Here is a 24,177-nt window from a genome sequence, read left to right on the forward strand (position 1 = left end):
ACGAAGCCGCCAAAGAAGCGGTAAGAACCCCATTGGATCTTAGGGAGGACAATGAGATCATGGCCGAAACTTCGATAGGGACCCCCGAACAACTTCGGGACCCGAACTATACGCCCGCCTTACACAAGGCCATACCGCTGGGCATTCAGCATGTGCTGGCGATGTTTGTTTCAAACGTCACACCCGCCATTATCGTGGCCGGAGCCGCCGGGTTTGGATTTGGATCCAATTCCCCCGATTTTCCTGAGCTGCTCTACCTGATCCAAATGTCGATGCTGTTCGCGGGTCTGGCGACCTTGTTGCAGACTGTGACGCTGGGCCCAGTTGGCGCGGCACTGCCGATTGTTCAGGGAACAAGCTTTGCCTTTCTGCCCATCATGATCCCGCTTGTCGCTGGTAAGGGTGTGGATGCTTTGGCAGCCCTGTTCGGTGGTGTCCTGATCGGTGGTCTTTTTCACGCCTTTCTAGGACTGTTCATTGGCAAGATACGTTTTGCGCTTCCGCCGCTGGTGACCGGGCTTGTCGTGACAATGATCGGTTTGGCGCTGGTCAAGGTTGGCATTCAATATTCAGCCGGTGGCGTGCCTGCGATTGGTACTCCGGAATACGGATCGCTGCTCAACTGGTCGGCGGCGTTGGTCGTGGTTGTCGTGACGCTGGGCCTCAAGTTCTTTGCGCGTGGTATGCTGTCGGTGTCTGCCGTACTCGTCGGATTGGCGGTTGGCTACGTCTATGCCCTAATGGTCGGCATGGTGACGTTCGAAGCCATCGGCAACAGCTGGTCGCGGGCCTCCGCATTCGCACTGCCAGTCCCGTTCAAATATGGCTTTGAGTTCTCATTGGCGGCCATTATCGGATTCTGTCTGATGTCTTTCGTCTCGGCCATTGAGACCGTCGGCGACGTATCGGGGATCACCAAGGGTGGTGCAGGTCGTGAGGCGACAGACAAAGAGATCGAAGGTGCAACATATGCCGATGGTTTTGGAACTGCACTCGCCGGTATGTTCGGCGGGTTTCCGAATACATCGTTCAGCCAGAATGTCGGCTTGATCGCGATGACAGGCGTCATGAGCCGTCATGTGGTGACCTGCGGGGCCTTGTTCCTGATCCTGTGTGGTCTCGTACCGAAAGTCGGAGCGATCATCCGCACCGTACCCATCGAAGTGCTGGGCGGCGGTGTGATCGTCATGTTCGGCATGGTGGTTGCGGCCGGTATCTCGATGCTGTCGGACGTGGATTGGAATCGCCGCAACATGGTGATCTTTGCGATCTCACTGTCGATTGGTCTTGGGTTGCAGCTGGAACCTGGTGCGGTCCAGCACCTGCCGGATACGCTCCGCATTCTGATGACAAGCGGCCTGCTGCCAGCGGCTCTGATCGCCATCGTGCTGAACCTGGTCCTGCCTGAAGAGCTGGCAGAAGAATCGACCGAGGAAGTTTCTGGCGGAATGGCCGGTCACGGCTCTGGCAGCCTGCCTCACGAATGAGGCCTATGAACAATCCCGCAGCGCGGCTCAGCGCTGCGGGTCACCCCGCTTCGGCCATCAAGCGTGCGACATCCAGCATGCGGGCCGAAAACCCCCATTCATTGTCATACCAACCAAAGACCCTGATTTGGTTCTCTCCGATCATACGCGTCTCGGGCCCGGCCAAAACGAGTGATTCAGGACGGGAGCGCAAATCAGATGATACCAAGGGCAGATCGGTCCAGCCCAGTACGGCAGAAGCTGCGACAGCGTTGCGAAACGCTTGGTCGAACTGATCCGTGCTCTTGCCCCGTTCAAGCGTGGCGACAAGATCGACAGCAGATACGCTGGCTGTGGGAACACGCACCGCAGCCCCTGAAATGCGACCGGCAAGATTTGGCAGCACAACATCGATCAGATGTGTGGCGCTTGAGGTTGTGGGCACCATCGACAACGCACCAGCGCGCGAACGGGCCAGATCCCCGCGTGGCGCATCGACCATAGGCTGGCTGTTTGTATAGCAGTGGATCGTGGTCATGTGCCCGGACACAAGCCCGCCGATTTCATCAATCAGCTTGACGAGCGGTGCCAGCCCATTCGTGGTGCATGACGCATTCGACACGATCCGTGCGTTGCCCAATTGATCTTCGTTTGCACCCAGTACAACTGTGACCTCGGCAGCAGGTGAAGGGCCGGAAATCAGCACTTTGCCCGCCCCGGCAGTCAATCCCCGGCTGGCAACATCCGATGTGCGCGCGATGCCGGTGCAATCCAGCATCACATCGACGCCGGACAGATCGACCTTTGCCAAATCTGCGCTGTGGGACATTGGAACAATCTGGCCATCGATGTTCAATGCTCCACCTTCGGCTGCCACCGAACCTGGATAAGGTCCGAAAGTGCTGTCGTATTTGAACAGATATGCGCAGGTTTCGAGCGGTGCGATATCGTTGATCAGCACCAGCTCGATATCCGAATGCTGCGACGGGCCTAGGACCTGTCGCAGGATGGTGCGGCCGATACGGCCGAATCCGTTGATCGCAAGTTTCATGCGCAAGCTATGGCAGGCAGATCAGGCGATCTCAATCAAAGTATTGTACCAATTTCAGTTGCAGCTGACCTGTGAAAAGAACTGGCCCGAGATGTTCTGATACATGCTGGAATAGATCGCCTTGCATCCGGTCGCCTGCTGTATCGCAGCCATCGCCTGGATGGTGCGCAGACGTGGCGGGGGGCCAAAGGGATTCAGATTGTTGTTGTCCCGCGTGGCCCGATAGACCACAGGCGCGTCCGAGACCTGCGTCACCGCCCAGGTACGGCTCATGACGAAAACGGACTTGGTTTCTTCCTTGGCTGCGACCGGCTCGGCGTTGAACGCCGAAAGGCCAAGGGTGGCAACCAGTGCAATCATCGTACCGCGCAGTAACATTGAACAATCTCCAGTGCTGAAAACTTATGTAATTTCATCAGATTCCAGCGATTCTGTGAACCCCTATACCGGACATTAACGCTATGGTCGTCTATCGCGAGGGAACCGACAGAGGCATATGCCGATTTACATCTTTATATAGCAGATATCGGAACCGACCCGGACCACCCGCATAACAGGCTTGGGGGCAGAAAGCGCGCAGCCACATATAATCTCCGGCCTCGACCTCGACCCAATCCTGATTGAGTCGATAAACCGCCTTGCCCTCCAGCACATAAAGGCCGTGTTCCATCACATGGGTTTCTGCAAATGGGATTACGCCACCGGGCTCGAAATTGACGATGTTGACATGCATGTCATGCCGCAGGTCATGCGGATCGGTAAAACGCGTGGTAGACCAACGCCCTTCGGTGCCGGGCATCTCGACGGGCGTCAAATCGCATTCGTTGGTGATGATCGGATCAGGGGCTGGCAGGCCGGGGACGGCCTGATAGGCTTTGCGAACCCAATGGAACCGGGCAACGGAATCGGCGCGATTGTGCAGGGCCCAGTCACTTCCGGGTGGGATATAAGCATATCCTCCGGTCTCAAGTGCATGCTCCGCTTCGTTCAACGTCAGTGTTACAGAGCCTTCGACTACAAAAATCACACCTTGTGCGTTTGGGTCTGTTTCCGGAGTATCACTGCCGCCACTGGGCTGAACCTCCATGATGTATTGCGAGAATGTCTCTGCAAATCCACTCAGAGGCCGCGAAAGAACCCACAGACGTGTCCCTTCCCAGAAAGGAAGAAAGCTGGTGACGATGTCTCGCATCGTGCCTTTCGGGATCACCGCATAGGCGTCGGTGAACATGGCGCGGTCAGTCAATAACTGCTCTTGCCCCGGGTGACCGCCTGTAGGTGCATAGTATTTTGGATGTGTCATCAAATGCCTCTGGTTCGTCTTGGGATAATATGAGGCGAACTGGCGGAGGGACCTAGCACCCGCCTTGCAATAGGTTTGTTCGGGATAATTTGAAGGTGACCAAGTTGGGCTTGGCCACACACGCACAGAGGTATATCTATGAGCGTGAAAGTTGTTCAGATCGGCGAGGCCCCATAATGAAAGCCTTCTTTTATTCAGCGCTCGTTACCGTTCTATTACTGGGTTCGAGTGGAATCGCTCAGGCCAAATCGATTTCCCGAATCATCGCGGAAATGGGGTTGAGCCCCGCGGATTTCGAAGTGCTAAGCGCCACCTCGAATGCGTTGTTGTCCTCAGGCTCGCCCTCGGTTGGGCAAGAGAGGGCATGGCTTAATCAGGATACGGGCTCAAAAGGGACGATCCGAGTTCTCAGTGTTCAGGATAATTGCGTAATACTCCAGCATATTGTGCAGCCCGAAGGCGCGGAACAGGCTCGGGATATCAGAACACGCCGTTGCAGAACTGCCGATGGTAACTGGATACTGGCACCTTAAAGGCTGTCGCTGGGTCGGCGTCTGACCTCATGTATCTACGCCCAATCCAATCGAGAATTTCTGCCGCGACCTCAGGCACCTCACTGTGATGCAGTGTATGGTTTCGTTTTATCTGAATGACGTTCCGTCACACAACTGGACAGTGTCATAGGTGCTGAGCCATCCTTGGACCCAAACGTCGGGTGCGCGCGGTGCTGTAGAGAGGACTATACATGACCATGACATTCGGACTGCGCGATGAAAATCGCGCCTTGTTGCAACGTGTTGCTGATATGATCCGGGATGAGGTCATGCCGCTTGAGCAGGAATATCATGCCGAGATCAACAAAGGTGATCGCTGGCAATACACCGAGCGTCAGGCCGAAATCCTCGAAGGTCTAAAGGACAAGGCCAAAGCGGCTGGGCTGTGGAACTTCTGGCTGACGGACAGTGATAAGGGCTTTGGCCTCAGTACAGTTGAGTACGCCTATTTTGCCGAAGAAATGGGTAAGACCCCTTTGGGGGCTGAAGTATTTAACTGCTCAGCGCCTGACACCGGGAATATGGAGGTCTTTGAGCGCTACGGCTCGGACGCGATGAAGGAACAGTGGCTGAAGCCGTTGCTCGATGGCCAGATCAGGTCGGCCTATCTGATGACCGAACCGGATGTGGCGTCGTCGGATGCCACGAATATCTCGATGTCCTGTGTGCGGGACGGTGCTGACTACATTCTGAATGGTGAGAAATGGTGGTCTTCCGGGGCAGGCGATCCGCGCTGCAAGGTCTATATCGTGATGGTCAAAACGGGCGGAGATGATCTGCAGAAACACCAGCGCCAGTCGATGATCGTGGTGCCAGCAGGCACGCCTGGCATCGAGGTATTGCGGCCGATGGAAGTCTACGGCCACGACGATGCACCTCATGGTCACATGCATATCCGTTTCACAGATGTTCGGGTTCCAGCCGAGAACATCCTGTTGGGCGAAGGGCGCGGGTTCGAGATCGCGCAGGGTCGTCTGGGGCCGGGTCGCATTCATCATTGCATGCGCGCCATCGGTCAGGCTGAAGCTGCATTGGAGCAAATGTGCAAGCGGTCACTGCAACGCCAGGCATTCGGGAAGAAGCTGGCGCAACTGGGCGCCAACTACGACATCATTGCCGAATGTCGGATGGAGATCGAAATGGCCCGACTGCTGTGCCTAAAGGCGGCATGGTACATGGATCAGGGCGATGCGCGGGCGGCGGCCCCTTGGATCAGCCAGATCAAGGTCGTGGCGCCTAAAGTTGCGCTGAAGGTTATCGACGAAGCTGTGCAGATGTTTGGCGCACAGGGTATCAGCCAGGATACACCTTTGGCGAACGCGTGGACCCATGTACGCACCTTGCGTCTGGCGGATGGACCCGACGCGGTGCATCGTCGCCAGGTCGCCCGCGCCGAACTAAAGAAGTACACGCAGGAAAAAGTCTGAGGCAGAAGCAACCGCGATGATATCGGATGTGTTGGGGCAGGCGTATTTTCATCAGAATACGCAAGGTGAGTTTGTCGGCAATGATCCCGCGCGCGGGCCCTGGTCCGCAGATCACTGTCATGCGGGGCCAGTCAGTGGCCTGATTGTACGAGCGGCCGAGACCGAGGTCGGACCAGATAAGATGTTGACCCGTCTCACGGTCAATTTGCTGCGCCCGCTGCCTTTGGCCGGTTTGTGGGTCGCGGCGGAGACCACGCGCCACACAAAAACGCTGGCGACCACACGCGTCACCGTTCATGACATGGATGATACGCTTTGTGCAACGGCAACCACCATGCATGTGGCGCGCAGGGACCTTGGGTCTGTTCCCAATGTCGACCTGCCCGCACCGCGATTGGAAGATGTCGTCGATGGCCCATTTCCAATCGGTGAAATGCGGCATGATCTGCCTGGATTTGCCCATCACTCAGAAATTGGCTATCCAGCCGGCGGCAATCAGGGCGCTGGTCCCAAAATCGTGTGGATGCGCACGCCCCCCTTGGTTGATGGCGAAGATCCCTCGCCGATACAGGCGCTCTGCCCGCTCGCGGATTGTGGTAATGGCATATCATGGAATGCGCCCACGACCGAGATGGGATTCATGAACACCGATCTGACGATACAAGTCCATCGAGAGCCCACCTCAGACTGGCTGGCCTCCGATTCGATTTCGCACTGGCAGCCGTCGGGGATTGGTATGTCGCAGTCGGTTTTGTTTGACACGCAGGGACCTGTGGGAACGGCGCTACAGACTCTGGTTCTGTTTCCGCCCAATTAACTCGGCTGGAATCTGCGATACTCTGGGGAACCGGATTGCCGATGCCTGCCCCGCACCCTATCTTTGCGCTATGCGTTGGATTGCGACCCTTCTTACCTGCTGCCTGCCATTTCCGGTTTTGGCCCACCCGCACGTCTTTATCGACACGGGACTGGAGTTCGTCGTCGATGACGCAGGCAACCTGACCCATGTGCGTGTGACCTGGGCCTATGATGAATTCTATTCGCTGCTGGTGCTGGAAGACATGAGATTGGATCAAGACGGCGATGGCGTGCTGACCGAAGAGGAAGAAAAATTTCTAAGCGGCTTCGATGCGCAATGGGTTGAAGGGTACAATGGCGATTTGGTCATTCGTATGGGCGAGACTGAGGTCCCCCTGTCTGGCCCGCTAGAGCCACAAGCGACGACTGAAGATGCACGTATCGTGACCACGCATTTGCGCTCGGTAGAAGGCACGCCCGTTCCGGCAAGTGACCTGTCGATCAAAGCCTTTGATGAGAGCTTTTACACCGCCTACGAGGTGACCCGGCCTGTGACGGTTTCGGGTCCTGTCATCTGTCAGATTGATCGGAGCGATCCGGACATTGACGCAGAACTGGCGCAGATGCAGGCGTTTTTACGGACACTCGATGCCGACTATGACCTCGAGGAGAATGACATCCCCCTGGTTGGTGAGAAATTCGCAACTGAGATCAGACTTTCATGTCCAAATACCTGATCGTTCCCGTCGTCATCGCTTGCGGGTTGCTCCTTTGGTTCTGGGGCAGCGGTGGCTTTGACCATCTGGCTGCATGGGCGGCTGGTGAGCAGCGGGAGTTCCAGAACCAGATCGCCCGCGCCTTGCGTGCGGCCCGGGCCGAGCAGCCCGAAGCTATCGCGACGCTACTGACCGTCTGTTTTGCCTATGGTTTTTTCCATGCCATTGGACCAGGTCATGGCAAGGTTTTAATCGGAGGGTACGGGTTGGGCCGACGTGTCGCGTTTTGGCGACTATCCGCGATCAGTGTTTTATCTAGTCTGGGTCAAGCAGTCACGGCAATCGTGTTGGTTTATGCCGGTGTGCTCGTGTTCCAGATGTCGCGCGAGACGTTGGTAGGCACGACCGAACAGGTCATGGCGCCGATCAGCTATGGCATGATTGCGGTAATCGGGTTGTGGTTAATCTTTCGCGCGCTGCGCAGCTTTGTACGGCATCGCAAAAGCCAGACATCGCATACGCACGACCACCATCACCATGCGCACAACCCTGATCACCATCATCACGACCACGACGTCTGCGCGGATTGTGGCCACCGTCATGGCCCGACAGCCGAAGAGGTCGCTCAGGTCGGCAGCGTGCGCGAGGCAATGGTTTTGGTCGCAGGCATCGCTGCACGACCCTGTACCGGGGCGTTGTTTGTGCTGATTCTGACTTGGCAGATGGGTATCGCGATGGTTGGCATCGCGGGCGCGTTCGCTATGGCGCTGGGCACTGCAACGGTGACGACTCTGGTCGGATGGACGTCCTTCGGGCTGCGCGGCGGGTTGCTTGCCTCAGTCTCGGCCACGCGCTTTGCATCAGTGCTGGCCCCTACAATCGAACTGGTTGCAGGACTAATCATCGCTGTGATTGCAAGCGGGCTGCTGCTTCGGGCTTTGTAACCTTAGTCGAAAACTGGCTCCGGATATCCGACCCTTGCCAAATACAGCCCCTGCGGGGGGCAAACTGGGCCACAAGCCGAGCGATCAACTGCCACCAGCGCTTCGCGCACGTCCTCGGGCGTCCACGCTCCGGCCCCTACGCGCTCTAACGTTCCAACAAAGCTACGTACCTGATTGTGCAGGAAAGACCGCGCGCGTACGTGGAAGTGTATTTCGAGGCCCGAGAAGCCCTGAACTTGCTCCACCCGCAATTCATCCAGCGTTTTAACAGGGCTGGCGGCCTGGCAGATGGAGGATCGGAAGGTGGTGAAATCATGACGCCCGATCAGCATATCCGCCCCGGCCTGCATCGCCGCGACGTCCAGAGAATGATTGATCTGCCAGACCTGCCCCTTGTCATGGGTAGCGGGCGCGCGGCGCATCAGGATGCGGAACAGATATTGCCGCTCAAGCGCCGAGAACCGCGCATGCCAGTCATCATCCACCCGTGCGGCTTTCACGATGGCGACAGGCTGCGGCTTGAGGTGATAATTCAACGCCTCAGACAGGCGGAACGGGTCCCAGTCCTTGACCAGATCGCAATGCGCCACTTGCCCCAGCGCGTGCACACCCGCGTCGGTGCGGCCTGCGGCGGCGATGGTATGCTCTCCGGGTTCGATCCGCGACAGTGCCAGTTCGATCGCGCCCTGAACCGACGGCAATTCTTTCTGCCGCTGCCATCCGGCGAACGGTTCCCCTTGGTATTCGACTTTCAACGCGTATCTGGGCATGGGGCGCTGGTATCGCGCCTTGGTCGGTCGGGCAAGGGGGCGAAAGCTCTGGCAAGTGCGGTAACCGCTACCTATCTTGGCACAAACGATAATTGCGGGGCGACGGCTTGGTCATCTCATCATTGGCAGACAGTTTGGTACGCAGCGTCGAATCCGTGGGTGACCGCGTGTCCGAAACGTTCTTTGAGCCGGTCATACGGCTGGGCGTCACGGGATTGGCGCGGTCTGGTAAAACCGTATTTATCACATCGCTGGTGGCCAACCTTCTGGACCGCGGCCGTATGACCGGCCTTGTGGCGCAGCAAGAGGGGCGGATCACCGCCAGCTATCTGCAACCCCAACCCGACGATACCGTGCCCCGGTTCGATTTCGAATCCCATCTATCAGCGCTCACGGGGCCTACGCCGCACTGGCCGGACAGCACACGGGCGGTATCCGAGTTGCGCCTGTCCTTCAAAGTCCAGCCCGCAGGTTTGCTGTCGGGGTTGCAGGGACCGCGTACGCTGCATCTGGACATCGTGGATTATCCCGGTGAATGGCTGCTGGATCTGGCCCTTTTGGACAAATCCTACGAAGATTGGTCGCAGGACACGCTGGAGCACATATCCAACCGTCCACTAGCAGAGGCGTTTCTGGCCAAGGCCAGAGCTGCCGACCCAACCGCGCCACACGATGAGCCGCAGGCGCAGGACCTCGCCCGCAGCTTCACCGCATACCTGAATACTGCGCGTGAGGCCGGGTTCTATGACTGCACCCCCGGTCGGTTTCTCCTGCCGGGTGATCTTGCCGGGTCCCCAGTGCTGACCTTCGCACCTTTGCCAGTGTCCGAGACGTCACGCCGCCGTTCACTGCACCGCGAGATGGAGCGGCGGTACGAGGCGTATAAAGCGCAGGTGGTCAAACCCTTCTTCCGCGATCACTTTGCCCGGATCGACCGGCAGATCGTTCTGGTCGATGCGCTGGGCGCGATCCACAAAGGCCCGCAAACGGTTGAAGATATGCGCCGCGCCATGGCCGATATCCTGTCGGCCTTCCGCCCCGGTCGCAATGCGTGGCTGAACAAACTGCTGCTTGGCAAGCGGGTCGAGCGTATCCTGTTTGCGGCCACCAAAGCGGACCATCTGCACCATCTGCAGCACCCACGCCTGACCGCGATTATTGAGGCTCTGACCCGTGAAGCGCGCGATCGCGCCAGCTTTGCGGGCGCTGAGACGGCGGCCTTATCGTTGGCTTCGCTTCGAACCACGACGGAAGAGATGCGCAGCCATAACGGCGTTGAACTCCCTTGCGTGCGCGGTACTCTGCTGGACAGTGGCAAGCAGGCGGCGTTCTATCCCGGTGATCTGCCAGAGGACCCGGCCCATCTGCTTGGCCCCGCGCGAAACGGGGCCGAAGGTTGGTTGGGCGAGGATTATGGCTATATGGCCTTCGCACCGGCGCATCTGACCCTGAATCCCGGAGACGGCCCACCGCATATTCGATTAGACCGAGCCGCGCAATTCCTGATCGGAGATCGGTTGTGAACGCGATCCTCCGCCCAGCACGCAGTACCGATGCCGGAACCACCGGCGCAATTCTGCACGGGTTTGCACGGGAAAATGACTGGATGCCAGAGCTGCATTCCGAAGCTGAAACCATCGCATTTTGCGGTCGCATGATTGATTTGGGCTGGGTCACTGTCGCCGAGGTGCAGGGCCTGGTCGCCGGATTTCTGGCGTTGGATGGGGAAGAAGTGCAGTCGCTCTATTTGACAGCACCGGCGCGTGGGCAGGGGATCGGAAAGCAATTGCTTGATCTTGCGAAGACGCAGCGCCCCAATCTCAAACTATATGCGTTTCAGGCCAATCACCGCGCCTGTCGGTTCTATGAACGCAACGGGTTTGTAGAGGTCGCGCGCAGCGACGGGTCCGAGAATGACGAAAACCTGCCAGATATCGAATATGTCTGGACACGTAAGGAGGAGGTCGATGGCTAAGGGCCCCGTGCTGATTGATCTGGAAGACGACACCCCGGCAGCCGATGTTTCAACCGCACCACCCGTACCTGATATTGCACCTCCTCAGGGGCAGGCGATGCAGGCCGCTGTTCGGTTTGCAGCCCGAAAACCATCGGCATTGGCGCGCTGGTTTTGGGGTTTGGCGCTTGCAGTCGTAGGCGCGGTGGTCTCGGTTGCGGCGTGGGATTTTGCCATGTCGCTGCTGGAACGCGCCCCAATTCTGGGGTGGATCGTCACGGGCCTGATCGCCGCGCTTTTGCTGGTCGTGCTGGTTATCGCACTACGTGAATTGGCCGCGATTAGTCGCCTTGCTCGCGTGGACGGGTTACGCCGCGCTGCCGATGCTGCGTTAGCAGACGAGGACTTGTCGCAAGCCCGCGCCGTCACCACACGGCTGATTGCATTCTACAAGGGGCGTGATGAAACCCGCTGGGGCCGCGACCGTTTGACCGAACGCATGGGAGAGCAATTCGATGCCGCAACCCTGCTGAGCTTGGCCGAAGACGAACTTTTGGCCTCGCTGGACGCCGCCGCCAGTCGCGAGGTCGAGGCCGCAGCCCGGCAGGTCGCTACCGTGACCGCTCTGGTGCCACTTGCGCTGGCTGACGTCGCAACGGCGTTGGCAAGTTCATTGCGCATGATCCGACGCGTCGCCGAGATTTACGGCGGTCGGGCGGGCTTTCTTGGCAGTTGGCGCCTGACCCGTGCTGTGTTTGTGCATTTGGTTGCAACCGGTGCCGTAGCTGTAGGGGATGATTTACTGGAGCCGATCCTGGGCGGCTCAGTCCTCAGCAAACTGTCTCGCCGGTTCGGCGAGGGCTTGGTCAATGGTGCGTTAACAGCTCGCGTTGGCGTCGCCGCGATGGAGGTGTGCCGACCTCTGCCCTTCTCAAAACGCCACAAACCCTCGACGCGGGGCATGATCAAACGCGCACTTAGCGGGCTGTTTTTCAAGAGTTGATCTGGCGCAAGGCCACAATAGCATGGATCCGTCATAAAAAAGTCGGAGCAAGCCATGACCGATCACGGCCACAGCCAGCAAGAGATTACCGAACGGATCAATGCCCCGCCTGGACGTGGTGTGTTGCGTGATGTGGTCTATGGCGGCATCGATGGATCGGTCACCACGTTCGCCATCGTCGCCGGTGTCGCGGGGGCGGGGCTATCGCCATTTGTCATCGTAGCGCTCGGGTTGGCCAATGTGCTGGCGGATGGGTTCTCGATGGCGGCGGGCAACTATTCTGGCACCAAGGCTGAAATCGACAACATCCATCGCATCCGCGCCATCGAGGAACAGCATATCAGGCTTTATCCGGACGGAGAGCGCAAGGAAGTACGCGAAATCCTTACGCAAAAAGGTCTGTCGGGCCGCGTGTTGGACGAGGCCACGGATGAGATCACCTCAAACCACGACAATTGGATTAACCTGATGATCGAGGGCGAATACGGGTTAGGCAGCGTCGACCCGCACCCGCTGAAAGCCGCAATGGCGACGTTCTTTGCTTTTCTAGTCGCGGGTATGATTCCATTGCTGCCATTCCTTTTCTCGATTGAAGGTGCGTTTACCGTTTCGGCCTGGATGACGGCAGGTGTATTCTTTGCCATCGGAGCCATGAAAAGCCGCTGGTCCCTTGCGCCTTGGTGGCGATCCGGGGCCGAAACACTTCTGATCGGTGGTCTGGCCGCTGGGATCGCATTCTTGGTCGGTTCCCTGTTCCATCCCTGATCGGTGCTGTTGTCGCAGACAGCTCAATCAAGCTGGTCGCAGGGGTTTGATCCGCTAGGGTGACGAAAACACGTTTGGGTCATCCTGTGGTAGTGAAGTTCGAAGAAAAAACAGTATTGGTGCTGGGCGCCTATGGTTTCATTGGCGCGGCTGTTGTTCGGGCGCTGCATGCGGATGGTATCGCGGTCAAGGGCCTTATACGCAGCCGAAAGACAGCGGGACGTGTCTTGCCCGATGTTGATCTGGTGTCGGGCGACCTGCGAGATTTTAGATCAGCCGGGGACTGGAGGCCACTCCTCACAGGTGTCGATGTTGTGGTGAATTGCGCTGGGGCTCTGCAGGATGGGGGACAAGACGATCTGCGCGCCGTGCATTACACGGCGATTGCATCGTTGGGACAGGCTTGTGCTGAGGAAGGCGTTTCAATCGTCCAGGTCTCGGCAATCGGGGCCAACACCGATGCCTCGACCGAGTTCATGCGCACCAAGGCGGACGGGGATGCGGCCCTACGCGCAAGTGGCGCGACTTTGTGGTGCTTCAAACCCGGGTTGGTGATCGGGCAGAGCGATTATGGCGGCACGGCGCTGTTGCGGATGCTGGCGGCAGTGCCTTTCGTACAGCCGGTCGCCTATCCTGAAACTCCAGTGCAATGTGTCGGGATGCGAGACCTGTGCGCCGTCTTGTCAGCCATTCGCGACGATCTGCCGCCAGGTAGCTACGATCTGGTGGAAGATACGCCGCAACCGCTGTCGCGGGTTTTGTCAATGACACGACACTGGCTTGGCTTTTCGCCTGCACACTTAACTATCACAATGCCACCAAAGGTAACGAAAGTCGTCGCGGCTGTGGCAGATCTGCTTGGGTACCTTGGGTGGCGATCACCGCTGCGGAGTACGGCGATGAAGGTAATGGCGCAAGGGGTGACAGGCGACCCTGAGCCATATCGCCGTGCTACGGGCCGCTCTCTGGCCGGATTAGAGGAGATTTATGGCGGGCTGGCTTGCGCGAGAGAACACAGGCTGACAGCTCGGATGACGTTGCAGATGCCGGTCGTTATTGCTGTGCTCTGCCTCTTCTGGGTTCTATCTGGTGTGTTCGGACTAACGGGTCTTTCTCAGGCAGCCGAAGTCCTTACGAGGAATGGTTGGTCAGGCGCCATCGCAAATGCAAGCGTAGTGTTCTGGTCATTGATTGACATAATGCTGGGGCTGGCAATTCTGTGGCGCCCTTGGGCGGCCCGCGTTTGTTTGGCTCAAGCCGCGATCGCCATGTTTTATTTGATAGCCGCAACGTTGATGGCACCAGAGCTTTGGCTAGATCCGCTGGGACCATTGGTCAAAATCGCGCCCGCATTGATGCTGTCATTGGTTGCTCGACCCATGTTGGAGAGCCGCTAATGGATCCGGACCTGTTTCTGCGCTGGCTGCATGTGATCGGAGCGTGTGTTCTGTTGGGAACAGGCGCGGGCATCGCCTTTTTCATGCTGATGGCGCATCGAACAGCAGACGCGAGGATTATCGCCCATACTGCAGGTATCGTGGTGTTGGCCGACATGATTTTCACCGCAACCGCGGTCGTACTACAGCCTGTGACGGGCGCACTGTTGGCATGGCGCTTAGGCTGGTCTCTGACAGAGGATTGGATCGTGGCGTCTGTGCTGCTTTATATTCTGACCGGCCTGTTCTGGTTGCCTGTGGTTTGGATACAAATCAGGCTGCGGGATTATGCAAGACTGGCCAATCACGATGGGACTGCTTTGCCGGTTGCATATTTCCGATTGTTCCGCCTTTGGTTCGCTTGCGGCATTCCGGCCTTTGTTGCTGTGCTGACAATCGTCTGGTTGATGCTGGCGCGCCCCAACCTGGCGCTGTTCTAGGCAGGCTTGCAAAGCAACATACGGTAATCATGTGGATTTCCTTACTATAAACCTGCCGATCACCGCGATACGTTTGATGTATCCTATCTCGGAGGTTTCGGTTGGAATCCTTACTTGTTCTCATTGGCCTGATCGTTCTGGCCATTCCTGTTTCGATCATCGTATTGCTGGTTGGCCAATCGCGGTTGCGCAAACGGGTAGAACAGCTTGAGCGGCAACTTGCAGGGCAAATGCCCGAAAGCACTGCTGAGGCACCCAAAACGTCCCGATCAGAACCCACGACCGCGCAATCTAAGCCTGCGCCTTGGGCAGCGGCAAAAGCTTCAACCACCACCGACGAAGGTCTAACGGAGACACCGCAAGCTCTCGAGGTCAAAGATCCTCCAGCCAGTATCGTATTTCGTGAAGAAAAAATCGCGGCGCTGGGCGCGTGGTTGCGCGAGAACTGGTTCTACGCGGTATCGGCGCTTTCACTGGCGTTGGCGGGGATCTTTTTGGTTCAGTATGGGGTCGAAAACGGGTTGTTGCCCCCCACGGCGCGGGTTGTTGCGGCGCTGGTCTTTGGCTTGCTGCTGATCGGCGCGGGTGAGGTGATCCGCCGTCGGTTCGGCGATGATGAGGAGGCCTCAACCGCTTATCTCCCATCGGTATTTTCAGGCGCAGGGCTGGTTACCCTGTTCGGTGGCGTTCTGGCTGGACGCCAGCTTTATGATCTGATTGGGCCCGAGGCAGCATTGGCCGGGTTGATTGTCATCGCGCTGTTCGGGCTCGTGTTGGGTTGGTTCCATGGGCCGCTATTGGCGGCTGTTGGCCTGATCGGAGCTTTTGCCGCCCCCTTTGCCGTGGGTGGTTCCTCGGATGATCCAAGCTGGCTCTACGGTTACTTTTCCATAATCGCCGTATTGGGTCTGGGAATTGATACAGTCAGGCGTTGGGCGTGGATTTCGGTGTTGACCCTAATTGGCGCCTATGGGGCCGCGTTTCTGCTGGTACTGTCTTCACCGTTGACCGAGCCGGGGTATCTAACCTGCGTCACGGCACTGGCGATCATTGCGATTGCGATACCCATACGGCGTATCTGGCCAAACCACTCTGGTGCGATGGTGACCGAGATTATCCGACGCCGGAAAGGAGAACCATGGCCCGAGTTTCCAACTCGGATTGCCTTTGGTGCGGTACTTGTTTCCTCAGTGATTTTGTCGCTGCATTGGTCAGATTCAGGCGGTGAATTCTGGTTGAGTGTCGTGCTGTTCGCAGGTTTGGTATTGGCGCTGATGCTCTGGGCAAAGGATGCGCGCGCATTGCAGGATGTGACCGCATTCCCAGCACTGGGACTAATCTGGTTTATCTTGGTGCACGGGTTGGATGGAGGCGCAGTATGGCTTCGCTTTGTGGATACCTATGCGGAAACAGCCGAGGCAGATTATCCTTGGAGCGTCACGCAATTGGTGGCCTTGGGCGCTTTAGTCACTTTGATTGCAGCTTGGCGATCCTCTCAGGCCGGGCGCTATAGCGTGGTATGGGCCGGAGGGGCGGCGATATTTGCACCGGCCTTGGCGATCGCGCTTGAGGTCGGATGGCAGCCTGCTGAGGTATTAGGAGCCTACCCATGGGCGCTTCATGCCATCTCTTTGGGCGCGATGATGGTAGTTCTGGCCGAACGGTTCGCGCGGGTGGATGGTGAAAACCGGATGCGCCCAGCCTTGGCGACTCTGTCCGCTCTTTCTTGTCTCAGCTTTGCCTGCATTATTGTGCTCAGTTCGGCTGCTTTAACCGTGGCGCTTGTCGCCATGATCGTTGTGGCCGCCGCGTTGGACAGACGATTTGAACTGCCTCCGATGAGCTGGTTCATCTGGGCAGGCGTGTTCACCGTCACAGTCCGACTGGTGTTGGACCCGGGGCTTGTTTGGGCCGAAAGCGCTCCATTGCTCGAAATGACGCTGGTCTATTCGGCTGCGGTTGCCGGGTTCATCGCGGGCTGGACGCTACTAAAGCCCCTAGACCGCCCGATTGCTTCATTGCTGCTTGAAAGCGCGGCTTGGGCGACGGCGGGGATACTGCTGTCGCTGCTGTTGCTGCGCTGGCTAGAAAGTTTCGGCGAAGGCGGTGCCACCAACAGCCACTGGGGGCTGGGATTGCTCGCGGTCATCTGGCTGCTGCTGGCTTTCGCACAGGTGCAACGGTTCAAGCTGGGCGGTAAGTTAAACTATCTGCGCTACGCCTTGGCTGCTTTCTTCGGTGCGCATGGTGTGTATCGCCTGGGTCAGGCGTTGTCAGAAGCCAACCCGCTGCTCAACCCGTTTGCGGACCCGGTACTGGGACCACTGGTTTTGAACACGCTCGCCGTTGCCTATTTGTTGCCCGCGCTGGCAATTGGTTTCTCGGCCTGGCGTGTCGTTACACAGTCCGTTCTGCTGAAACAGATCAGCTATGGAGCAGCCACAGTTCTGGCAATTGCCTGGCTGGGATTAGCGATCCGGCATGTCTGGCAGGGCGCGGGTGGTATGTATGAAGGCAACGGCGTCACTCAGCCCGAGCTTTATACTTATACAATCACGTTGTTGGTGGTCGGAGCGGCGTTGTTTTATCAATCACTGGCCCGCCACTCTGATTTGATGCGCAAGGCTGGCTTGGCTGTTATCGGGTTGGCGGTGGCCAAGGTATTTCTGATCGATATCGCCGGATTGGGAGGGCTAATCCGCGTCTTTTCTCTGCTTGCGTTAGGGCTCGCTCTGGCAGGGCTGGCATGGCTCAATCGCTGGGCCAAGCTGCGCCATTCGCCTCAGAGTGCGTAACCTCTGGACCATTGAGGGCGAGCGTCCTATAAGCGCGGCCATGTTTGACCGTCTGGCCATCATTATTCGAATTATATCCCCGGCGCTCTGATATCGCGAGACGCCGGGCAAAGGTGCTTGAGATATCGCACTGACCGCTTCGATCCACATACGACAAGATCATCCTGAGGACGCCCCAAATGTGCGCCGACACACCCCAATCACCTGACTACAAAGACACGCTGAACCTGCCCAAGACCGAATTCCCGATGCGAGCTGGCCTGCCCAAGCGCGAGCCTGCATGGCTGGAGCGCTGGGAAAAGATCGGTGTCTATGATCGCCTGCGCGAGAAAGAGAGCCGTAAACCCTTTACCCTGCACGATGGCCCCCCCTATGCGAATGGGCATCTGCATATCGGTCACGCGCTGAACAAGACCATCAAGGACATGATCGTGCGGTCGCATCAGATGATGGGTTTTGACTCGCGTTATGTGCCCGGCTGGGACTGCCACGGCTTACCGATCGAATGGAAGATCGAGGAACAGTACCGCAAAAAGGGCAAGAACAAGGATGAGGTGAACATCGTCGACTTCCGTCAGGAGTGCCGCAAGTTCGCCGAAGGTTGGATCGACATTCAGCGAGAAGAGTTCAAACGTCTGGGCATCACCGGGAACTGGCCCGATCCTTACATCACCATGGATTATCACGCCGAAGCCGTGATTGCGGACGAGTTCATGAAGTTCCTAATGAATGGGACTTTATATCAGGGCTCGAAACCCGTGATGTGGTCGCCCATCGAGAAAACTGCTCTGGCCGAAGCCGAGGTTGAGTATCACGACAAGGAAAGCTTCACCATCTGGGTGAAGTTCAAGGTCGTGAACACCGGCGATGTGACGTTGGACAACGCCTATGTGGTGATCTGGACTACCACGCCATGGACCATGCCGTCGAACAAAGCCGTGGTTTATGGCGAGGACATCTCCTACGGCCTCTACGAAGTCATCGGTCGCCCCGAAGAGTGCTGGGCGCGAATCGGTGAGCGTTACCTGCTGGCTGACGATCGCGCGGCGGACGTATTTGCACGTGCGCGGCTGGATGACTCGATGTACCGCCGTCTGTGCGATGTCAGTCAAGAAGATTTAGCCAAGATCCAGCTAACCCACCCGCTGGCCGGGGCTGAAGGCGGCAACGGCGAATGGGACGATATCCGTGACTTCCGCGCTGCTGAGTTTGTGACCGATACGGAAGGTACCGGTTTTGTCCATTGCGCGCCCTCGCACGGTATGGAGGAATTCGAACTATATCGCGATCTGGGCATGCTGGAACAGGTCATCACCTATAACGTAATGGACGATGGCTCTTTCCGCGCTGATCTACCGTTCTTCGGCGGCAAATACATCCTGTCCCGCAAGGGCGGTGAGGGTGACGCAAACAAAGCTGTCATCGACAAGTTGGCCGAGGTTGGAGGGCTGCTGGCGCGTGGCAAGATCAAGCACAGCTATCCGCATTCGTGGCGCTCGAAAGCTCCGATCATCTACCGCAACACGCCGCAGTGGTTCGCATCCGTGGACCGCAAACTGGATGACGGCATGGGAGAGATGGGCGACACCATCCGCGAACGCGCTCTGCGGTCTATCGATGAGTTGGTCAAGTGGACCCCACAAACGGGCCGCAACCGCCTGTATTCGATGATCGAGGCGCGCCCGGACTGGGTACTGTCACGCCAACGCGCGTGGGGTGTGCCGCTGACCTGCTTCACTAAGAAGGGGGCTTTGCCCACCGACGCGGATTACCTGTTGCGCAACGCAGATCTGAACGCCCGTATCAAGGCAGCGTTCGAGAAAGACGGCGCAGATGTCTGGTACACGGACGGGTTCAAAGAAAAGATCCTCGACGGAATCGTCAACCCGGACGAGTACGATCAGGTGTTCGACGTGCTGGACGTATGGTTCGATTCGGGCTCGACCCACGCCTTCGTTCTGCGTGATCGTGAGGACGGGACCGAGGACGGTATTGCCGACGTTTATATGGAAGGTACTGACCAGCACCGCGGCTGGTTCCATTCTTCGATGCTGCAGGCATGTGGCACCAAGGGCCGTGCGCCCTATCGCAATGTGGTGACCCACGGTTTCACCTTGGATGCCAAAGGCAACAAGATGTCAAAATCGCTGGGCAACACCATCGTGCCGGAAGAGGTCGTCAAGCAATACGGCGCCGATATCCTGCGTCTCTGGGTGGCTCAGACCGACTACACCGCCGATCAGCGGATCGGGCCGGAAATCCTGAAAGGCACCGCCGACAGCTATCGCCGCCTGCGCAACACCATGCGCTTCATGCTGGGCTCGCTTGCCGATTTCACCGAAGCCGCCCGCGTCGCGCCAGAGGATATGCCACGTCTGGAGCGCTGGGTGCTGAGCCGTCTGGCCGATCTCGATGAGCAGGTGCGCAAGGGTTACGCCTCGTTCGATTTTCAGGGCGTGTTCAGCGCCGTGTTCACCTTTGCCACTGTCGATCTGTCATCGTTCTATTTCGATGTCCGCAAAGACGCGCTTTATTGCGACGGTGACAGCCTACGCCGCCGTGCCGCGCGGACTGTGCTGGATATCCTATTCCACCGTCTGACCACATGGCTGGCCCCAGTTCTGGTCTTCACTATGGAAGAGGTCTGGCTGGAACGGTTCCCGGCCGATGATAGTTCGGTCCATTTAATGGATTTCCCTGAAACGCCCGCTGATTGGCGCCATGAAGAACTGGAAGCCAGCATGGCCAAAGTCCGCCGCGTTCGCCGCGCCGTAACCGCTGCGCTGGAAATTCAACGTCAGGACAAGGTGATCGGATCCAGCCTTGAGGCCGCACCGATCGTGCATGTCGAAGATCAGGAAACCCGCGATCTGCTTGCGACCTTCGACGTGGATGACATGTGCATCACTTCTGGTCTGGCCGTCACAGGCGATCCGGCCCCGGCCGAGGCGTTCCGAGTGCTGGAAATCGAGGGCGTAGCTGTAGTGTTCGAAAAAGCCCAAGGTGACAAATGCCAGCGGTGCTGGAAAATCTTGCCCGATGTGGGATTGCATGCCCATCCGGGCGTGTGCGGGCGCTGTAACGAAGCGCTGAGCTGACACCCAAACGGAGCGCGTAGGAGAGTTCGCTGATGCGAGACTCTGCCTTGCGCTCCGAGGTGTTTTGGCCAGATGAAAGGCGGATCGTCAGGATTCGGGTTGCAGGTGTGACGAAACATCTGCAACCGTTCTCTTATGCCGATGATCGCCGTAGAAACTCAGTTTGGTTGCCTTGGTGTCGAAGAGATCGATGGCGCCATTACACGACTTGTTTGGAATGGCCGAGACGAAGGCCCGGTCACCCTGGTTCTGCGAGAGGCGGTGGCGCAATTACGCGCTTATGACGAAGGGCGTTTGCAGCAGTTCGATCTGCCCTATCGGATCAAGGGGTCAGAATTTCAGCGTCGCGTGTGCGATGCGATGTATGCCATCCCGTTCGGGGATACGCGCACCTACGGCGAGTTGGCCGACGAGCTTGGATACTCTGCGCAGGCGGTTGGGCGGGGATGCGGTGGGAATCCCATCCCGATCATCATTCCCTGTCACCGGGTTCTGGGCGCGGATGGCAAGATGGTCGGGTTTTCAGGGCATGGTGGAGTAGAGACCAAAGTGGCTCTGCTGCGTCACGAAGGTGCAGCCAGCCTGTTGATCTGATCCGCACTTACCTGTTGCATTCAGAGCGACACGGCCCCAACCTATATCAAATAGTGAATTTGAAGGACCGAATTGCATGACCGGCCACACAGATCCCGCCGCACGTAAGAAAGCCATTGTTGATCATTTGATGTCTTTGGAAGAACAGGAACTGGCAACCGCACAGGCGCATTATGATGCCTTTCTGAAGGATTCCCAACTGGATGACCGGGAAGGGCATGACAAGGATGACATTGCTGCCTCGCGCGAGAATGCGGACCTGGCGGCCGCCTTTGATGCACCCGTTCATGCGCATCACGCCAAGATTGACGTCATCGAAAACACTGATTTCAGCGTCACGGACACGGTGCAGCCCGGCGCGGTGATCAAGTTCAACAATCGCCGCTTCGTCGTATGTGTCTCAACAACTCGGTTTGACGTGGACGGCAAAACTTATATGGGCATTTCGACCCAAAGCCCGATCTATCTGGCTATGGTTGGCCTGCAAGAAGGTGATGTATTCACCCATAACGGGACTGAGTTTGAGGTTCAGGAAGTCTTGTAATCCCTGGCTTTGCGCGGTGGGATGATCTGCTGCGCTATTCCGGCTGAAACCAGATACAGGCTGGTGATCACCAGCCCCCAATGGGCCCAGCTTTCAGGGTGAAAGTCGACCCATGCTGCCCAGCCTGCAAAGAAGGTCCACGCAAAGGCCATCGGCAGCGACAAGGTGCGCCAACGCTCGGTTCGGACCGGGTGAATGAATTTCAGCGGCAGGAACATTGCGACTGACAGCAAGGTGACCAGCAGCAGGATGACCCCGAAGTTGGGCTCCAAAGCGAAGATCACGATGACGAACATGTTCCAGCAGCCCGGAAAGCCGGAGAAGGAATTGTCTTTGGTTTTCATGCGCGTATCCGCAAAATACATCGCGCTGGCAAAGGTGATAACGATGATAGCGAACCAGCCGGTCCAACCATCCATCAGTCCTGACTTAAACAAGGCGAAAGCGGGAATGAACACATAGGTCAGATAGTCGATGATCAGATCCAGCAACACGCCGTCAAACTCTGGTGCGTTCTTTTTGACGTGATAATGCCTCGCCAGCGGGCCATCGATTCCGTCCACGATGAACGAGACAACCAGCCAGAGATACATCAGGCTCCATTTCTCTTCGACTGCGGCCAACATGGCGAGCATTGCGAAAACGGCACCTGTGGCGGTGAAGAGATGAACGGAAAGCGCTTTGAATCTAAGTGTCATGGTGGTGTCATGACGGAAGCAAGGCGCAGATGCAAAGCAAAAAGGGGCTTTGCTTCAGGCTTTTGGGTGCGTGCGGTTGTAGACTTCCATCAACCGTGCCGTATCGACGGCGGTATAGGTCTGTGTGGTCGAAAGCGAGGCGTGTCCCAAAAGCTCCTGAATCGCGCGCAGGTCACCACCTGCTGACAGTAAATGGGTGGCAAAGCTGTGACGCATTGCGTGTGGGGTAGCAGTGGCGGGCAGGCCAAGCTGCATCCGCGCCTTGGCAACCACGGATTGAATGATTCCGGGGTTGAGCGGGCCGCCCCTTACGCCACGAAACAACGCCCTCTCGGGGGATTGCGGGTGAGGGCACAGATGAAGATAGCGATCCACCGCAGCCCGAGCGGCCGGAAGAACCGGAACGATTCGTTCTTTGCCGCCTTTCCCTGAAATGCGCAGAGTATCCGGCAGGGGCGCATCCGATCCGGTCAGAGAAAGTGCCTCGGAAATGCGAAGCCCACAACCGTATAGGAGTGTTACGACTGCGACATCCCGGGCGGCAACCCAATCGGAAGATGATTGCAACTCGACAGTTTCGATCATGGCGCGGGCTGCGTCTTCGGCCAGAGGGCGCGGCAATTTCTTAGTAAATTTAGGCGCGCGTGTGGACAGGACAGCGGTCGGCTCGAACCCTTCGCGCTCAGCCAGCCAACGATAGAAGTTCTTGACCGCAGACAGTTTGCGCGCCAGAGATCGCGCGCCGACGTCTGAATTGCGCTGATCCGCCATCCAGGCCCGCATATCCGAGACGGTAATACGTTCAAGTGCTGCCAGCCCTTGGCGCTCGCTGTGATGCAGGGTCATGAAGGACAGGAATTCGGTCACGTCACCGCGATAGGCCTCGAGCGTATTCTCTGATCGCCCAGCGAGCGCCCCCAGACTGTCCAGCCAATGCTGCAAAGCATCGCGGCAGGCTGGGGAGATCAGGCTCATGACAACCAGTGGCGCATCGAGCGTTCAAAGACACCGGCAAAGAAGGCAAGAAGATCTGTGCCAAGCTGAGGTGAGAAATGCCGTGGGTCGTTGGCACCCATGACAATCATGCCGGGCAAGCGTCCCGCGCCGAGATCAAGTTTGAGGCAGGCTTCGGATTGCAGTTGATCGGCCTGTTCACCGTAGACTTGAGGGTTGGGATAGCGAATTTCGCGCAGCGTAACTTCGCGCGGTTGGCCATTGCGGTCCGAGGTCAGGTAACTGTCGATAAATCCGGGCTCGACCACGGTCAGAACGCCGCCAAGCTGGTTCACTACAGGATCGTCGCGCACGATAGTCGTTTCAAGAACCAACGTGATGTGATCGACGCGCAGGATCTCGGCCACGTCATTGCCAAGCGCGCGCAAGAAATCTTCGAATACTGTGGGTTCGAGAAGCCGGAGAATGGCACGATGCACTTGATTTGTGCCTGCCAGATTCTCGTAAGCTGCTGCGATGACTGAGCGATGGGTATCTTCAAGCCGATCGAGCCGTGCCTCAAGGCGTTGCATAGCGATGCCGCGCAGATCAACGACATTGTCACCGCGGGCTTGTTCATTTGCCGCCACGAGGGCTTGCATCAGGTCTTTGTCATCCAGCACTGCGTCAGGCTCAGCCAGAATCGCGGCGCGGAGATTGTCCTTGAGTTTAGGATCGCTGCTCATGTCCCGTCCGGTCGTTTTTTTGTTTTGGCGGGCTTATAACACGGGTTGACGGATTTGCCTTGGGAAAAATGCACGCGAAAGGCGAATTTCGTCGCTGCTGTGGCGGGAGCTCCCGCCAGCCATGCGCTGATTGAAATTCAGC

At 57.7% G+C, this 24,177-nt stretch carries 23 protein-coding genes; 16 read left to right on the forward strand and 7 right to left on the reverse strand.

Annotated features, from left to right (window positions below; genetic code table 11):
• Window positions 1–59: 59 nt before the first annotated feature.
• Window positions 60–1,487, forward strand: a complete 1,428-nt coding sequence (locus ACR0DU_RS16665) for a nucleobase:cation symporter-2 family protein (protein WP_170774872.1) — start codon at window positions 60–62, stop codon at window positions 1,485–1,487.
• A 40-nt stretch (window positions 1,488–1,527) separates the two neighbouring features.
• On the opposite strand, the gene ACR0DU_RS16670 is transcribed toward ACR0DU_RS16665, so the two are convergent.
• The 3 genes from ACR0DU_RS16670 to ACR0DU_RS16680 form a co-directional block, all read right to left on the reverse strand.
• Window positions 1,528–2,517, reverse strand: coding sequence for a type I glyceraldehyde-3-phosphate dehydrogenase (locus tag ACR0DU_RS16670; protein WP_480876068.1), 990 nt, complete (start codon window positions 2,515–2,517; stop codon window positions 1,528–1,530).
• Window positions 2,518–2,571: 54 nt separating this feature from the next.
• Window positions 2,572–2,895 carry a hypothetical protein gene (locus tag ACR0DU_RS16675; RefSeq protein ID WP_010438086.1) on the reverse strand — a complete coding sequence of 108 codons (324 nt, stop codon included), beginning with the start codon at window positions 2,893–2,895 and terminating at the stop codon, window positions 2,572–2,574.
• Between the two features lie 91 nt (window positions 2,896–2,986).
• Entirely contained in the window at window positions 2,987–3,820 is an 834-nt protein-coding gene (locus ACR0DU_RS16680) for a bifunctional allantoicase/(S)-ureidoglycine aminohydrolase (protein ID WP_480876070.1), read from the reverse strand.
• Window positions 3,821–3,996: 176 nt separating this feature from the next.
• Between ACR0DU_RS16680 and ACR0DU_RS16685 the strand changes: the two genes are divergently transcribed.
• The 5 genes from ACR0DU_RS16685 (at window position 3,997) to ACR0DU_RS16705 (ending at window position 8,259) form a co-directional block, all read left to right on the forward strand.
• Window positions 3,997–4,353 carry a hypothetical protein gene (locus ACR0DU_RS16685; protein WP_480456771.1) on the forward strand — a complete coding sequence of 119 codons (357 nt, stop codon included), beginning with the start codon at window positions 3,997–3,999 and terminating at the stop codon, window positions 4,351–4,353.
• A gap of 212 nt (window positions 4,354–4,565) precedes the next feature.
• On the forward strand, window positions 4,566–5,801 hold the full coding sequence (locus tag ACR0DU_RS16690; RefSeq protein WP_480876072.1) for an acyl-CoA dehydrogenase family protein: 1,236 nt from the start codon (window positions 4,566–4,568) through the stop codon (window positions 5,799–5,801).
• A 16-nt stretch (window positions 5,802–5,817) separates the two neighbouring features.
• The gene (locus tag ACR0DU_RS16695) at window positions 5,818–6,618 is read left to right on the forward strand and encodes a thioesterase family protein (RefSeq protein WP_480876074.1); all 801 of its coding nucleotides are present in this window, start codon (window positions 5,818–5,820) and stop codon (window positions 6,616–6,618) included.
• A gap of 70 nt (window positions 6,619–6,688) precedes the next feature.
• A complete protein-coding gene (locus ACR0DU_RS16700) occupies window positions 6,689–7,336 on the forward strand; it encodes a DUF1007 family protein (RefSeq protein WP_480876076.1) in 648 nt (215 codons plus the stop codon).
• Window positions 7,321–8,259, forward strand: a complete 939-nt coding sequence (locus ACR0DU_RS16705) for a nickel/cobalt transporter (RefSeq protein WP_480876078.1) — start codon at window positions 7,321–7,323, stop codon at window positions 8,257–8,259. The genes ACR0DU_RS16700 and ACR0DU_RS16705 overlap by 16 nt, the downstream gene beginning before the upstream one ends.
• 2 nt (window positions 8,260–8,261) lie before the next feature.
• Here ACR0DU_RS16705 and truA read toward each other — a convergent pair whose 3' ends face one another.
• The gene (truA, locus tag ACR0DU_RS16710; RefSeq protein ID WP_480876080.1) at window positions 8,262–9,029 is read right to left on the reverse strand and encodes a tRNA pseudouridine(38-40) synthase TruA; all 768 of its coding nucleotides are present in this window, start codon (window positions 9,027–9,029) and stop codon (window positions 8,262–8,264) included.
• Window positions 9,030–9,136: 107 nt separating this feature from the next.
• On the opposite strand from truA, the gene ACR0DU_RS16715 reads away from it, so the two are divergent.
• The 10 genes from ACR0DU_RS16715 to ACR0DU_RS16760 all read left to right on the forward strand — a co-directional run bounded on the left by ACR0DU_RS16715 (window position 9,137) and on the right by ACR0DU_RS16760 (window position 21,658).
• Entirely contained in the window at window positions 9,137–10,552 is a 1,416-nt protein-coding gene (locus ACR0DU_RS16715; protein ID WP_480876082.1) for a YcjX family GTP-binding protein, read from the forward strand.
• Window positions 10,549–11,004 (forward strand): GNAT family N-acetyltransferase, encoded by a 456-nt coding sequence (locus tag ACR0DU_RS16720; RefSeq protein WP_010438100.1) that lies wholly within the window; start codon window positions 10,549–10,551, stop codon window positions 11,002–11,004. Before ACR0DU_RS16715 ends, ACR0DU_RS16720 begins: the two co-directional genes overlap by 4 nt.
• Window positions 10,997–11,986 (forward strand): YcjF family protein, encoded by a 990-nt coding sequence (locus ACR0DU_RS16725; RefSeq protein ID WP_480876084.1) that lies wholly within the window; start codon window positions 10,997–10,999, stop codon window positions 11,984–11,986. Before ACR0DU_RS16720 ends, ACR0DU_RS16725 begins: the two co-directional genes overlap by 8 nt.
• 54 nt (window positions 11,987–12,040) lie before the next feature.
• Window positions 12,041–12,751, forward strand: coding sequence for a VIT1/CCC1 transporter family protein (locus ACR0DU_RS16730; RefSeq protein WP_010438103.1), 711 nt, complete (start codon window positions 12,041–12,043; stop codon window positions 12,749–12,751).
• A gap of 59 nt (window positions 12,752–12,810) precedes the next feature.
• Entirely contained in the window at window positions 12,811–14,148 is a 1,338-nt protein-coding gene (locus ACR0DU_RS16735; RefSeq protein ID WP_480876086.1) for an SDR family oxidoreductase, read from the forward strand.
• Complete coding sequence (locus ACR0DU_RS16740; RefSeq protein ID WP_480716859.1) at window positions 14,148–14,627, forward strand: DUF2269 family protein; 480 nt, start codon at window positions 14,148–14,150, stop codon at window positions 14,625–14,627. The genes ACR0DU_RS16735 and ACR0DU_RS16740 overlap by 1 nt, the downstream gene beginning before the upstream one ends.
• Before the next feature lie 101 nt (window positions 14,628–14,728).
• On the forward strand, window positions 14,729–17,422 hold the full coding sequence (locus ACR0DU_RS16745) for a DUF2339 domain-containing protein (protein ID WP_480876087.1): 2,694 nt from the start codon (window positions 14,729–14,731) through the stop codon (window positions 17,420–17,422).
• Between the two features lie 179 nt (window positions 17,423–17,601).
• A complete protein-coding gene (gene ileS / locus ACR0DU_RS16750) occupies window positions 17,602–20,520 on the forward strand; it encodes an isoleucine--tRNA ligase (protein WP_480876088.1) in 2,919 nt (972 codons plus the stop codon).
• Between the two features lie 135 nt (window positions 20,521–20,655).
• On the forward strand, window positions 20,656–21,114 hold the full coding sequence (locus ACR0DU_RS16755; RefSeq protein WP_480716856.1) for a methylated-DNA--[protein]-cysteine S-methyltransferase: 459 nt from the start codon (window positions 20,656–20,658) through the stop codon (window positions 21,112–21,114).
• Window positions 21,115–21,190: 76 nt separating this feature from the next.
• Entirely contained in the window at window positions 21,191–21,658 is a 468-nt protein-coding gene (locus ACR0DU_RS16760; RefSeq protein WP_480716855.1) for a hypothetical protein, read from the forward strand.
• Here ACR0DU_RS16760 and ACR0DU_RS16765 read toward each other — a convergent pair.
• From ACR0DU_RS16765 to ACR0DU_RS16775, 3 genes are read right to left on the reverse strand one after another with little or no spacing between them, the layout of a single operon-like run.
• On the reverse strand, window positions 21,643–22,356 hold the full coding sequence (locus ACR0DU_RS16765; protein ID WP_170477379.1) for a CDP-alcohol phosphatidyltransferase family protein: 714 nt from the start codon (window positions 22,354–22,356) through the stop codon (window positions 21,643–21,645). The two genes, ACR0DU_RS16760 and ACR0DU_RS16765, sit on opposite strands and share 16 nt — an antisense overlap.
• Window positions 22,357–22,410: 54 nt before the next feature.
• Complete coding sequence (locus ACR0DU_RS16770) at window positions 22,411–23,331, reverse strand: tyrosine recombinase XerC (RefSeq protein WP_480876090.1); 921 nt, start codon at window positions 23,329–23,331, stop codon at window positions 22,411–22,413.
• Entirely contained in the window at window positions 23,328–24,035 is a 708-nt protein-coding gene (locus ACR0DU_RS16775; RefSeq protein WP_170477375.1) for a DUF484 family protein, read from the reverse strand. The genes ACR0DU_RS16770 and ACR0DU_RS16775 overlap by 4 nt, the downstream gene beginning before the upstream one ends.
• Window positions 24,036–24,177 lie beyond the last annotated feature (142 nt).

Source organism: Ruegeria sp. G2, from assembly GCF_056533505.1.